Below are 12,727 nucleotides of genomic sequence, written 5' to 3' on the forward strand. Positions count from 1 at the left end.
GCTTGAGCAACGCGCGCGAGCAAAACCACTCAATCCGGCGATGTGACTGCAATACCGCGCCGCCGCACACATGTCCGTAGAACAGACGTGGAGCGGAATTCTTTGACGCAGGTCACACATCGCGTCCGGTCCTCGGGCGGTGATCTCCGTCATGCTGTCCGCAGACACCGGACGTACCGGCCGGTACGTCCGTCAGCCGCGACGCGGAGGGGATACGCCATGGCCGACACCGTGCTCTACGAGGTGAGCGACGGGCTCGCGACGATCACGCTGAACCGCCCGGAGGCGATGAACGCGCTGAACATCGAGACCAAGGTCGCCCTCCGGGAGGCGGTCCGGTCCGCGGCGGCGGACGACGCCGTACGGGCGGTGCTGCTGACCGCCGCCGGGGAGCGGGCGTTCTGCGTCGGCCAGGACCTCAAGGAGCACATCGGGCTGCTGGCCGCCGACCGGGAGTCGGGTTCGGGGCAGACGATGAGCACGGTGCGGGAGCACTACAACCCGATCGTGCGGGCGCTGGCGGAGGCGCCGAAGCCGGTGGTCGCCGCGGTGAACGGGGTGGCGGCCGGGGCGGGCTTCGGGTTCGCGCTCGCGGCGGACTACCGGCTGGTGGCGGACACCGCGGCGTTCAACACGTCGTTCGCCGGGGTGGCGCTGACCGCCGACTCGGGGATCTCCTGGACGCTGCCGCGGGTCGTCGGGCCCGGGCGCGCCACGGACCTGCTGCTGTTCCCGCGGAACATCGGCGCGCAGGAGGCGTACGAGCTGGGCATCGCGAACCGGGTCGTGCCGGCGGCCGAGCTGCGCGCGGAGGCCGAGAAGACGGCGCGGGCGCTGGCCGGGGGACCGACGGTGGCGTACGCGGCGATCAAGGAGTCCGTGGCGTTCGGTCTGGGCCACTCGCTGGCCGAGACCCTGGAGAAGGAGGACGAGCTGCAGACCCGGGCGGGGTCCTCGGAGGATCACGCCATCGCGGTGCGCGCCTTCGTGAACAAGGAGAAGCCGAAGTACCTGGGGCGGTGAGCCGGCCCCGCGGGCCGCGGCGGCGCACGTCCCCGGAGGGCCGCGCCGCAGGCCCCCGACGCCCCCGGCCCGCCCGAAGACGGCTCGGGCCGGGGCGGCCCGGGCGTCGTCAGGCCCCCGGCCGGCGGCCTCTGGCCGCGCAGTCCGCCAGGTGGTCGTCCACCAGGCCGCACGCCTGCATCAGGGCGTACGCCGTCGTCGGTCCCACGAACCGCAGGCCCCGCTTCTTCAGGGCCTTGGCCAGGGCCGTCGACTCGGGGGTGACCGCCGGGACGTCGGCCAGGGTCTTCGGGACCGGGCGGCCGGCCGGGTCGGGGGCGTGGGACCAGACCAGGGCGTCCAGTTCGCCGGGGGACCACTCGGCGAGGGCGCGCGCGTTGGCGAGGGTCGCGTCGATCTTGGCCCGGTTGCGGATGATGCCGGGGTCGGCGAGCAGGCGTTCGCGGTCCTCGTCGGTGAAGGCCGCGACCGCGGCGATCCGGAAGCCGGCGAAGGCGGCGCGGAAGCCGGGGCGGCGGCGCAGGACGGTGATCCAGGACAGGCCGGACTGGAACGCCTCCAGGCTGAGGCGTTCGAACAGGGCGTCGTCGCCGTGGACCGGGCGGCCCCACTCCTCGTCGTGGTAGGCCACGTAGTCCTCGGTGGACAGCGCCCAGGGGCAGCGCGGCACGCCGTCCGGGCCCGCGAGGGCGGCGCCCGGGGTCACCGCTGCTCCGCCTGGCCGGGCTTGTCCGTGGAGACGTGGTGCGCGGCGGCGCGGGCCCCGGCCAGGGCCGCCTCCAGGTCGGCGATGCGGGCGTCGCGCTCGGCCAGTTCGGCCCCGAGGCGGTCGAGGACGTCGTCCACGTCGGCCATGCGGTAGCCGCGGACGGCGAGCGGGAGGCGCAGGGACTCCACGTCGGCGCGGCCCGCCGGGCGGTCCGGGGGCAGGAGGTCCCGCAGCCGCTCGGGCGCGGCCTCGGGCAGCGGGCTGTTCTCGCCGCCGCCCACCACGGCGAGGGTCACCGCGGCGACCACGACGGCGAGCGCGACGACCAGGAACAAGAACATAACCATCGCTTGGGGTCCCCACGGTCGGATGAGTCGGAGTCGGATGTGTCAGGCTCCGATCGTGCCATGCGAGTCCGACCGTTAGGGTCGCAGGCGGCCGGAGAACGGGCCGTACTCAGGACGTACGAGGAGAGGTCACAGGGGATGCTCAGGCTGGGCAGGCGCGAGTTCGAGCCGCACGAGCCGGTGATCATGGCGATCGTGAACCGGACCCCGGACTCCTTCTACGACCGGGGGGCGACCTTCCACGACGAGCCGGCGCTCGCGCGCGTGGAGCAGGCGGTGGCCGAGGGGGCCGCGATCATCGACATCGGCGGGGTGAAGGCCGGGCCGGGCGAGGAGGTCACGGCCGAGGAGGAGGCGCGGCGCACGGTCGGGTTCGTCGCTCAGGTGCGGCGGCGGTTCCCGGACGTCGTGATCAGCGTGGACACCTGGCGGGCCGAGGTCGGGGAAGCGGTGTGCGAGGCGGGGGCGGACCTGCTGAACGACGCGTGGGGCGGGGCCGATCCGCGGCTGGCGGAGGTCGCCGGGCGGTACGGGGTGGGGCTGGTGTGCACGCACGCCGGGGGCGCGCAGCCGCGGACGCGGCCGCACCGGGTGGCGTACGACGACGTCATGGCCGACATCATCGACGTGACCGTGGGGCTGGCCGAGCGGGCGGTGTCGCTGGGGGTGCCGCGGGAGTCGGTGCTGATCGATCCGGGGCACGACTTCGGGAAGAACACGCGGCACAGTCTGGAGGCGACGCGGCGGCTGGGGGAGATGGTGGAGACCGGGTGGCCGGTGCTGGTGTCGCTGTCCAACAAGGACTTCGTGGGGGAGACGCTGGACCGGCCCGTGAAGGAGCGGGTGCTGGGGACGCTGGCGACGACCGCGGTGTCGGCGTGGCTGGGGGCGCAGGTGTACCGGGTGCACGAGGTCGCCGAGACCCGGCAGGTCCTGGACATGGTGGCGTCGATCGCGGGTCACCGGCCGCCCGCGGTGGCACGCCGGGGGCTGGCGTAGGGACCCCTCTCCCCCGCCGCGGCGCACCCGCCCGCCGCGGCGCACCCGCGACGGCCCGCGCCCCCGTGGGCCCGGGCGGGACCGGCCCCCACGGCCGGTGTCCCGGCGGCGGCGAGAACCCGCGGCAGACGGACGGCGGGAGCCCGGAGCCCGGGCCTAGCGGCCCGCCTCCTTCGACACCATCGCCACGGCCTCGTCCACGTCGTCCGTGACGTGGAACAGCAGCAGGTCGTGCTCCGCCGCCTTGCCCTGGGCGACCACGGTGTTCCTGAGCCAGTCGACGAGGCCGCCCCAGTACCCGGTGCCGAACAGGACGATGGGGAAGCGGGTGACCTTCTGGGTCTGGACCAGGGTCAGCGCCTCGAAGAGTTCGTCGAGGGTGCCGAGGCCGCCGGGCAGGACCACGAAGCCCTGCGCGTACTTGACGAACATCATCTTCCGGACGAAGAAGTACCGGAAGTTGAGGCCGATGTCGACGTAGGGATTCAGCCCCTGCTCGAACGGAAGCTCGATTCCGAGGCCGACCGAGATGCCCTTCGCCTCGCAGGCGCCCTTGTTGGCGGCCTCCATGGCGCCCGGGCCACCGCCCGTGATCACCGCGAACCCCGCCTCCACCAGGCCCCGTCCGAGCCGCACCCCCGCCTCGTACTCCGGGGAGTCCGCCGGCGTACGGGCGGAGCCGAAGACGCTGATGGCGGGCGGCAGTTCGGCGAGCGTGCCGAAGCCCTCGATGAACTCCGACTGGATGCGCAGCACGCGCCAGGGGTCGGTGTGCACCCAGTCCGTGGGGGCGCGCTCGTCCAGCAGCCGCTGGTCGGTCGTGCTCGCCTGGACCTGCTGCCGTCTGCGGAGGACCGGCCCCAGGCGCTGCTCCTCCGGCGGCTGCTTCTTCCCCGCGGGGTTGCCGGTAGCCATGTGCGCTCCCTCCGTGTTGGGGTCTCCCCTGCCCGGGCGGAGCCTGCGGCTCGGGGAGGGGGTGTTCCGCCCCAGCGTAGATCGGCTCCGGTTACGTCCGAGGGACCTCAGCATGTCCGCCGTGGAGCGCGGTAAACACGGACGGGATCACGCCGTCAGCCAGGTCCGCAGGCGCTCCTCCCCCGCCAGGATCTTCGCCGTCTCCACCCGCTCGTCCCGCCGGTGCGCCAGGTGCGGGTTGCCGGGGCCGTAGTTGACGGCCGGGATGCCGAGCGACGAGAAGCGCGCGACGTCCGTCCAGCCGTACTTGGGCTGCGGGGTGCCGCCGACCGCCTCGACGAAGGCCGCGGCGGCCGGGTGGGACAGCCCGGGCAGGGCCCCGGGGCTGTGGTCGTCCACCACGAACTCGTCCACCCCGCAGTCGGCGAACACCTCGCGGACGTGGTCGACCGCCTCCTGCTCGGTGCGGTCCGGCGCGTACCGGAAGTTGACGGTCACTTCGCACGCGTCCGGGATGACGTTCCCGGCCACCCCGCCCGAGATGCCCACCGCGTTCAGGCCCTCCCGGTACTCCAGGCCGTCGATCACCGGGTGGCGCGGCTCGTACGCCGCCAGCCGGGCCAGGATCGGCGCCGCCGCGTGGACGGCGTTGGAGCCCATCCAGCCGCGCGCGGAGTGGGCCCGCTCGCCCCTGGTGCGCAGCTTCACCCGCAGCGTGCCCTGGCAGCCGCCCTCCACCTGGCCGTCCGACGGCTCCAGCAGCACCGCGAAGTCGCCCCGCAGCCACTCCGGGTGGGCCTCGGCCACGTGCCGCAGGCCGTTGAGGTCGGCGGCGACCTCCTCGTTGTCGTAGAAGACGAAGGTCAGGTCGCGGTTCGGGGCGGGGACCGTGGCCGCGATGCGCAGCTGGACCGCCACCCCGGCCTTCATGTCGCAGGTGCCGCAGCCCCACAGCGTCCCGTCCCCGTCCAGCCGCGAGGGGAGGTTGTCCGCGATCGGGACCGTGTCGATGTGCCCGGCGAGGATCACCCGCTCCGCCCGCCCGAGGTCGGTGCGGGCCACGACGTTGTTGCCGTACCGGTCGACGGTCAGGTGCGGCAGGGCGCGCAGGGCGTTCTCGATCGCGTCCGCGAGGGGCTTCTCGGAGCCGCTGACGGAGGGGATGTCGACGAGCTGCGCGGTCAGCCGCGCGGCGTCCAGGGTGAGGTCAAGCGGGGTGTCGGCCATGGCCCCGACCCTAACGCTCCGCGCCCGCGCGCACGGCCCGCACCCGGCACGGCGGCCGCCGCGCCCTCCAGTACCTTGTTACGCGTGCTACAGCCGTCCCCCCCTCGCAAACGCCGTGGCCGCCTCTACCGCACCGGGGCGGCCTTCACGGTCCTCCTGTCGGTCGCCGGATACCTCGCGGTGCAGTACGTCACCGGGGGCACGGGCGCGCCGGGCTGCAAGGTCGTCTCGGCCGGCGACGACGGGGCCGTCTACGAGTTCACCCCCGAGCAGGCGGTGAACGCGGCGACGATCACCGCCGTGGGCACCGCGCGCGGACTGCCCGAGCGGGCCGTGACGATAGCGCTGGCGACCGCGCTGCAGGAGTCGGCCCTGCGCAACATCGACCACGGCGACCGGGACTCGCTGGGCCTGTTCCAGCAGCGGCCCTCGCAGGGCTGGGGCACCCCGGAGGAGATCATGGACCCGACGTACGCGGCGGGCATGTTCTACGACCACCTGGTCGAGGTGCCGGGCTACACGCGGCTGCCCCTGACCGTCGCCGCCCAGCGGGTGCAGCGCAGCGGCTACCCGCAGGCGTACGCCAAGCACGAGCCGGACGCCACGCTGCTCGCCGCCGCCCTCACCGGCCGCTCCGCGGCCACGCTGACCTGCGAGGGCCGCCCGGCGGCGACCCGGGCGGCGGGCCCGGAGGCGGTGCGCTCCGCGCTCGTGCGGGACTTCGGGCGCGATGTGCTGGAGCCGGCCGGCGCGGAGGTGGGCGGGGACGCGGCGCCCTCGCCGTCGCCGTCCGCGAGCGGTGCGGGCGACGGGCGGACCGTGACGCTGCCGGTGACCGCCGGCCCGGACGGCGACACGGGGCAGAGCCCGCGGCAGCGGGGCTGGCAGCTGGCCCACTGGGCGGTGGCCAACGCCTCCGAGCTGCACATCCAGCGGGTGACGTACGCCGGCCGCGAGTGGACCGCCGGGCACACCGACAGCCGGTGGCGGCCGCTCGGCCCGGACGGCGCCCAGGGCGCGGAGCGGGACGCCGCAGCGGTGCGGATCGTCACTGCGCAGTAGTACGCCCCCTCACCCGCGCGGATTACCCGGGCGGGGCGCGGGCCCGGGCGCGCGGGTTTCCGCGCCGTCTTGCGCGCATACGCGGGAATCCTTGGGAACAAAGGGCCGCGAGGACTCGGCGGCCTTTCCCGACGGGCGTTTTTCGCCCGTTTTGATCCACCGGTGGCGATGCGGCGCATTGCCAACTCTTTACGTTGACGCGCCGCAACCTTCGTGGGTTTCGAGCGGTAGTCACTGCGTCCGAGCCCGGCCGGTCATCCGCCGGGCGCGGCCGGACACCTCATCGTCCTCTCCCGTCGAAGGAGCATCATGTCCCTCCCCCTGACCCGCCGGATCGCCCGTGCCGCGCTGCTCGTCGCTGCGGGAGCGGCCGCCGGGGTCGGTGCGGCCGGCTCCGCCAGCGCGGCCCCCGAGCTGCCCGCCGCCCCGAACCTCGGCGGGCTGACCGCCCTGGACGGGGCGAACGTCGGCAACACCGTCGACGGCACGGCGCGCGGCGTCACCAAGGCCGCGGGCGACGTCGGCGGCAAGGCCGTCAAGAACGCGGGCAAGACCGGCGGCAAGGCCGTCAAGAAGGCCGTGCCGACCGTGCAGCGGGCCGCCGGGGACGCGGCCGGCTCCGCCCGGGGCGTCCTGGGCGAGACCGCGAAGTCGGCGACCGCGAGCGGGCTGCCCACGGACTCGCTGGCCAAGGGCGGGCTGCCGCTCGGCTAGGACCGGCCGCCCGGACCGGGCCGGCCGGGAGGTGCGGCGCCGGCCGGCCCGTTCCGGGTCTGGTCCGGTGCCCGCGGCCGCGGGGCGGAGGAGGGAGCCGGCGCGGGGCGCCGGCGCGTGACCACGACACCGCGGACGCGCGGGCCGGGCCCGGTGGCGCCGGGACGGTCCCCACGGGCGCACGGCGCGAGGCGGGGTCCGGGAGAGGCTTCCCGGGCCCCGCCTCGCGCCGTGTGCGCCCGGCGGTGCGGCGCGCTCACGCCAGCCGGGCCACCGCCGCCCGTACCCGCTCGTCCGTCGCCGTCAGGGCGACCCGCACGAACCGCTCGCCCGCCGGGCCGTAGAAGTCGCCCGGCGCGACCAGGATGCCGCGCTCCGCGAGGCGGGCCACGGTGTCCCAGCAGGACTCGTCGCGGGTGGCCCACAGGTACAGGCCGGCCTCGCTGTGCTCGATGCGGAAGCCGTGGGCCAGCAGGGCCTCGCGCAGGGCCGTGCGCCGGGCCGCGTAGCGCTCGCGCTGGACGCGGACGTGCTCGTCGTCGCCCAGCGCCGCCACGACCGCCGCCTGCGTCGGCGCCGACGTCATCATGCCGCCGTGCTTGCGGATCTCCAGCAGGGGGCCGAGGACCGCCGGGTCGCCGACGAGGAAGGCGGCCCGGTAGCCCGCGAGGTTCGAGCGCTTGGACAGGGAGTGGACCGCGACGATGCCCTCGTGGGAGCCGCCGTTGACGTCCGGGTGCAGGACCGAGACCGGGTCGGTCTCCCAGCCCAGTTCGAGGTAGCACTCGTCGGAGACGACCAGCACGCCGTGCTCGCGGGCCCAGGCGACGATCCGGGTGAGCTCCTGCCGGGACAGGACCCGGCCCGTCGGGTTGGACGGGGAGTTCAGCCACAGCAGTCTCAGGTTCGCCGGGTCCAGCTCGGTCGGGTCGTCGTAGGCCTCGTGGTCGGCGCGGGCCAGGCGCGCGCCGACCTCGTAGGTGGGGTAGGCCAGGCGCGGGTACGCCACCTTGTCGCCGGGGCCCAGGCCCAGCTGGGTGGGGAGCCAGGCGACCAGTTCCTTGGAGCCGACGACCGGCAGGACGTGGCGGTGGGTGACGTCCCGGGCGCCGAGGCGGCGCTCGGCCCAGCCGGTGATCGCGTCGCGCAGTTCGGGGGTGCCCCAGACGGTCGGGTAGCCCGGCGAGTCGGCCGCGGCGGCCAGCGCCTTCTGGACCGGCTCGGGCACCGGGTCGACCGGGGTGCCGACGGACAGGTCCACGATGCCGTCGGGGTGGGCGGCGGCCGTCGCCTTGTAGGGCGCCAGCTTGTCCCAGGGGAAGGTCGGGAGACGGTGGGAAACTGCGGACACGGCTTTCTGGCTCACTTTCTCGTACGTACGGGCCGCCGGGGGCCGGCTCGTACGGCAAACGCCTCGGTCCCGTGCGGCGCGATCGGGGCGATCAGGCCGTACGGGACCGAGGCGGCACGGTGCGGGCCGCTCGCGGGCCGCCCGGGGCTTACTCGCCCTGCGGCGGCAGCGCTGCGACGAACGGGTGGTCGCGCTCGATCAGCCCCAGCTTGCTGGCGCCGCCGGGCGAGCCGAGCTCGTCGAAGAACTCGACATTCGCCTTGTAGTAGTCCTTCCACTCCTCCGGCACGTCGTCCTCGTAGAAGATGGCCTCCACCGGGCAGACCGGTTCGCAGGCCCCGCAGTCGACGCATTCGTCCGGGTGGATGTACAAGGACCGCTGGCCCTCGTAGATGCAGTCGACCGGGCACTCCTCGATGCACGCCTTGTCCTTGACGTCGACACAAGGCTGCGCGATGACGTAGGTCACGCTGTCGTTCCTCCTCGATAGGGCGCTGGCGGGCCTCCCACAGGCTCCGCCGCCTGGCGCGCGGGAGCGCGGCGTCGTCGATGCCCGCCCCTAGTATCTCCGTTCTTGGGCATGATCCGAACAGGAGGGGTGAACCGACCTGTGGAAATCTCTGCCGCCGGGCGCCTCGAGGTCCGTGTCACCGCTGCTGACGTGGGCAAACGAGTCTCCGTACGACGCTTGAGCGAACCCGGTGCCGAACGGGAGAAGTTCACCGACACGGTGGGCGTTCTCACATCATGGGACAACGGTGTGCTGCTGATCACACGCAAGGACGGCGAGACCGTCCGGATTCCGGAAACTTCCCTGGTCGCGGGCAAGGTCGTCCCGTTCGCACCGGCGCGTCGGCGCGGGCCCGCCGCCTCGTACGAGGAGCTGGCGCGCGTCGCCGCGCGGGCCTGGCGGCCGGTGGAGAGCGAGCGGCTGGGCGAGTGGGAGCTGCGGGCGGCCGTCGAGGCGGGGCCGCCCGGCGGGCGGCGGACGGGCTTCACCCGGCGGGCCAACTCGGTGCTGCCGCTCGGCGACCCGGGCGTGCCGCTCGACGAGGCGCTCACCGCCGTGCGGCGCTGGTACGGCGAGCGCGGCCTGCCCGCGTACGTCCAGGCCGCGACCGGGGCCGAGGGCACGCAGGAGGTGCTCTGCGCGGAACTGGAGCGGCGGGGCTGGGTCCGGGAGGTGACCGCCGAGCTGTGGACCGGGGGGCTGGCCGCGGTCGCCGACCGGGCCGATCCGGCGGGGGTCGTGCTGTCGCGGACGGCGGACGCGGCGTGGCTCGCGCGCTACCAGCGCGAGGGGGCGGGCGAGGTGGCGCTGAAGGTGCTGGGCAGCGGGCCCTCGGTGTGGTTCGCGACCGTGCCCGGGCAGGACGCGCCGGCCGCGATCGGGCGGTGTGTCGTGGACGGGCGGTGGGCCGGGTTCGCCGCCGTCGAGGTGGACCCCGCGCTGCGCCGACGGGGGCTGGCCGGCGCCGTGCTGGCCGCGCTGGCCCGGCGGGCGCTGGACGAGGGCGCCTCGGCCGCCTGGCTGCAGGTGGAGACGGACAACGCGGCCGCGCGGGCGCTGTACGCCGGGATGGGCTTCGCCGCGCACCACGCGTACCACCACTACCGCGAGCCGGAGGGCGCCGGGTCCGGCCCGTCGTCCCCGTCGGTGTGAGAGGGCACGAGCCGGTGACGTCTTCCCCCTTCCCCCCGCCCTGCGAACGGTCCGCCGAGCTGCGCCGGCGGTTCGCCGAGGAGGCGCGGTCCGAGCGGCCCGACCTGGCGGCGCTGTGCCTGCTGCTGGGCGCGCAGGCGGACGGCACGCTGGACGAGGCGGGCATCGACGCCGCCCAGGTCGAGCTGGACCGGCTCGCCGGGCGGCTGCCGTACCGGCCGGGCGGGCCGCGGGCCTGGGCCGGGGCGCTGCGGGAGCTGCTCGGCGAGCGGTACGGGTTCCACGGCACCGCGGCGGACTACCGGCGCCTGGAGTCGTCGCTGCTGCAGCACGTGCTGGTGCGGCGGCGCGGGCTGCCCATCCTGCTGTCGGTGGTGTGGCTGGAGGTGGCCCGCAGGGCGGGGGCGCCGGTGTACGGGGTGGCGCTGCCGGGGCACTTCGTGGTCGGGTTCGGGCCGCCGGAGGAGCAGGTGCTCGCCGACCCGTTCGACGGGGGCCGGGTGCTCACCGGGACCGACGCGGAGCTGCTGGTGGCCGGGGCGACGGGGGCGCCGCTGAGTCCGTCGATGCTGACGCCGGCCGATCCGCTGGACGTGGTGGCGCGGATCCTGAACAACATCCGGGCGTGGGCCGCCGCGCGGCCCGAACGGTCGGACGTGTCCCTGTGGGCGGTGGACCTGTCGCTGCTGCTGCCGTCGCATCCGGCGCGGCTGCGTCACGAGCGGGCGCAGCTGCTGGTGCAGCGGGGCGAGTTCACGGCGGGCGCGGCGGAGCTGGAGGCGTACGCCGAGGTGGTGGCGGCGGTGGACCCGCCGGCGGCCGAGCGGGTGCGGCAGCAGGCCCGGGCCGCCCGGGCCCTGCTGAACTGAGGCCGGGCGGCCCCACACGGCACGGGGCACCCGGTGGTCGCCGGGTGCCCCGTGGTGCGGCCGCGGGTCAGCTGGGGTCGGTCTCGATGACGCCGACGCGGTCGGTCGTGCTCTTCAGCGCCGGGCGCAGGGCGCTGATGACGTCCTGGACCGTCACCGGGGTCTTCTGGCCGGTGCCGCGGGTGATCAGCACGCCGTCGAAGGTGTCGCCGTAGAGCTCCTTCAGCGCGGTCTGGTCGTAGTACTCGACCAGCTTGCCGTTCTGGGCCTTGACGCCGAGGAACTTCCACAGCGACTTCTCGGGGCTGAACGCCACGGTGTGGGCGCCGTCGGCCGTCTTGACGGTGACCAGGCCCGACATCGCCGGCTCGGCGAACTCCTTCATCATCCGGTCGACCTCGGCGTCCGGGACGGTCGGCTGCCGGGTGGTCGTCGGGATGCTGACCGGGGAGGACGTGCCGGTCTCCACCTGGGTGCGGTACGCCTCCCGGACCGCGTCGGCGGACTTGTCCGCGTCGACGCCCTTGCCCGCCTTGCCGTACACGGCGACGGCCTTGCCGGACTCGAACCGGATCGTGCCCTCGGTGACCGAGCCGGAGCCGCCGGCCACGTTCGCCAGGGCGGCCTGCAGCTTCTCCTCGTCGACGGGCATGACCGGGTCGACGACGCGGTGGTTGCCGAACAGGGAGCCGATCACGGAGACCGGGTTGTAGTCGCTCTTCGCGGCGGCGTCGACCGTGGCGTCGGTGTCGAACTGCAGCCCGGCCTGGTCCGGTTCGAGGGAGACGCTGTTGCCGCCGACCGTCAGCTTCAGCGGCTTGCCCATCCGGTCGTCGAAGGCGTCGTCGAGCTTCTTGACGGCGTCGTCGCGGGTGCCGCCGCCGATGTCGACGCCGAGCACGGTGGTGCCCTTGGGCACGTCGGAGTGGTTCATCAGCAGTCCGGCGCCGTAGGCGACACCGGCGAGGACGATCACGCCGCCGCCGAGCAGCACCAGCTTGCTGCGCCCCTTCTTCTTCGGCTTCGCGGAGCCCGCCGGGGACGGCTGGGGAAGTTTCGGGGGCGTGTGCTGCAGCGGCCCGCCGGCGGGCGTGCCCGGCCCGAACGGCGCGGTGCGGGCGGCGGGCGGCACGACCGGGACGCCGCTGGTGACGGTGTTCCCGGAGACGCTGTCCGCGGGGGTGCCGTAGCCGGGGGCGCCCGGTTCGGGGGCCGGCTTCTGCGGGGTGAGGACCGCGGTGTCGTCGCTCAGGCCGCCACCGGGAACGCGGCCGACACCGGGGGCGCCGCCGACGCCGGGGGCGCCCCCGGGGCCGGGAACGCCGCCGGGCACCGTGCCGCTCTGGCCGGGGGCGCGCATCGCGGAGGGGGCGCCGGGAGCGCTCCGGCCGCCGGGCCGGCCGGCGCCGTCGGCACCGCCGCCCATCGGCGGCACCATCGGCCCGTCGCCGGTGACCGGGCCGGTGGTCGGGCCCGCGGGGGCCTGCGGTCCCGGCCGGCGGGCCGGCTCGTCGAAGCCGCCCGGGCCGCCGTGGCCGCCCTGGCCGTTGCGCGTGTCGCGGTCGCCCGGGCCGCTCCGGCCGCCCTCCGCGAAGTACGGCAGGTCGTCGTGGCCCGGTCCCGTGCCGCCGCCGGAGTCCGCGCGGGAGCCGTTGCCCAGCGGGCCCGCCGCCAGGGCCTCGGTCACGTCGAAGGAGCCGGTGCCGCCGCCGTGCCCGGGCGCCACGGGTCCGCCGGTCGCGCCGGGCAGACCGGCGCCGTTGGTGGCACCGGGCCGGGCACCGCCCGGCGCGTTCCCGGCGCCGGCCGTGCCACCAACGGCGCCGGTCTGCCCGGCGCGACCGGCGG

The 12,727-nt window shown here is 75.3% G+C and carries 13 protein-coding genes; 6 read left to right on the forward strand and 7 right to left on the reverse strand.

Features of this window, described 5'->3' with window-relative positions:
• Positions 1 to 219 precede the first annotated feature (219 nt).
• Positions 220 to 1,023, forward strand: coding sequence for a 2-cyclohexenylcarbonyl CoA isomerase (chcB, locus tag ABD363_RS13520; RefSeq protein ID WP_344602976.1), 804 nt, complete (start codon positions 220 to 222; stop codon positions 1,021 to 1,023).
• 109 nt (positions 1,024 to 1,132) lie between these two features.
• On the opposite strand, the gene ABD363_RS13525 is transcribed toward chcB, so the two are convergent.
• The gene (locus ABD363_RS13525) at positions 1,133 to 1,729 is read right to left on the reverse strand and encodes a DNA-3-methyladenine glycosylase I (RefSeq protein WP_344602977.1); all 597 of its coding nucleotides are present in this window, start codon (positions 1,727 to 1,729) and stop codon (positions 1,133 to 1,135) included.
• A complete protein-coding gene (locus ABD363_RS13530) occupies positions 1,726 to 2,079 on the reverse strand; it encodes a DivIVA domain-containing protein (RefSeq protein WP_344602979.1) in 354 nt (117 codons plus the stop codon). Before ABD363_RS13530 ends, ABD363_RS13525 begins: the two co-directional genes overlap by 4 nt.
• Before the next feature lie 138 nt (positions 2,080 to 2,217).
• Here ABD363_RS13530 and folP point away from each other — a divergent pair, with 138 nt between their 5' ends.
• Positions 2,218 to 3,078 (forward strand): dihydropteroate synthase, encoded by an 861-nt coding sequence (gene folP / locus ABD363_RS13535; RefSeq protein ID WP_344602981.1) that lies wholly within the window; start codon positions 2,218 to 2,220, stop codon positions 3,076 to 3,078.
• A 156-nt stretch (positions 3,079 to 3,234) separates the two neighbouring features.
• On the opposite strand, the gene ABD363_RS13540 is transcribed toward folP, so the two are convergent.
• Both ABD363_RS13540 and dapE read right to left on the reverse strand, forming a co-directional pair.
• Entirely contained in the window at positions 3,235 to 3,993 is a 759-nt protein-coding gene (locus ABD363_RS13540; protein WP_344602983.1) for an LOG family protein, read from the reverse strand.
• A gap of 147 nt (positions 3,994 to 4,140) precedes the next feature.
• Positions 4,141 to 5,220 carry a succinyl-diaminopimelate desuccinylase gene (gene dapE / locus ABD363_RS13545; RefSeq protein ID WP_344602985.1) on the reverse strand — a complete coding sequence of 360 codons (1,080 nt, stop codon included), beginning with the start codon at positions 5,218 to 5,220 and terminating at the stop codon, positions 4,141 to 4,143.
• Between the two features lie 84 nt (positions 5,221 to 5,304).
• Between dapE and ABD363_RS13550 the strand changes: the two genes are divergently transcribed.
• Entirely contained in the window at positions 5,305 to 6,282 is a 978-nt protein-coding gene (locus tag ABD363_RS13550; protein ID WP_344602987.1) for a VldE C-terminal domain-containing protein, read from the forward strand.
• A gap of 309 nt (positions 6,283 to 6,591) precedes the next feature.
• Complete coding sequence (locus ABD363_RS13555) at positions 6,592 to 6,996, forward strand: ATP-binding protein (RefSeq protein WP_344602989.1); 405 nt, start codon at positions 6,592 to 6,594, stop codon at positions 6,994 to 6,996.
• Between the two features lie 256 nt (positions 6,997 to 7,252).
• Here ABD363_RS13555 and ABD363_RS13560 read toward each other — a convergent pair whose 3' ends face one another.
• Both ABD363_RS13560 and fdxA read right to left on the reverse strand, forming a co-directional pair.
• Positions 7,253 to 8,347, reverse strand: coding sequence for a bifunctional succinyldiaminopimelate transaminase/glutamate-prephenate aminotransferase (locus ABD363_RS13560; RefSeq protein WP_344602991.1), 1,095 nt, complete (start codon positions 8,345 to 8,347; stop codon positions 7,253 to 7,255).
• A gap of 148 nt (positions 8,348 to 8,495) precedes the next feature.
• Positions 8,496 to 8,816, reverse strand: a complete 321-nt coding sequence (fdxA, locus tag ABD363_RS13565; RefSeq protein WP_014674796.1) for a ferredoxin — start codon at positions 8,814 to 8,816, stop codon at positions 8,496 to 8,498.
• 141 nt (positions 8,817 to 8,957) lie between these two features.
• Between fdxA and ABD363_RS13570 the strand changes: the two genes are divergently transcribed.
• A complete protein-coding gene (locus tag ABD363_RS13570) occupies positions 8,958 to 10,010 on the forward strand; it encodes a GNAT family N-acetyltransferase (RefSeq protein ID WP_344602995.1) in 1,053 nt (350 codons plus the stop codon).
• Positions 10,007 to 10,879, forward strand: a complete 873-nt coding sequence (locus tag ABD363_RS13575) for a transglutaminase family protein (RefSeq protein ID WP_344602997.1) — start codon at positions 10,007 to 10,009, stop codon at positions 10,877 to 10,879. Before ABD363_RS13570 ends, ABD363_RS13575 begins: the two co-directional genes overlap by 4 nt.
• 67 nt (positions 10,880 to 10,946) lie before the next feature.
• On the opposite strand, the gene ABD363_RS13580 is transcribed toward ABD363_RS13575, so the two are convergent.
• Positions 10,947 to 12,727, reverse strand: a 1,781-nt coding sequence (locus ABD363_RS13580; RefSeq protein ID WP_344602999.1) for a peptidoglycan binding domain-containing protein, incomplete at its 5' end; no start/stop codon positions are given.

The sequence above is a fragment of the Streptomyces glaucus genome (assembly GCF_039533365.1).
Taxonomy (GTDB): domain Bacteria; phylum Actinomycetota; class Actinomycetes; order Streptomycetales; family Streptomycetaceae; genus Streptomyces; species Streptomyces glaucus.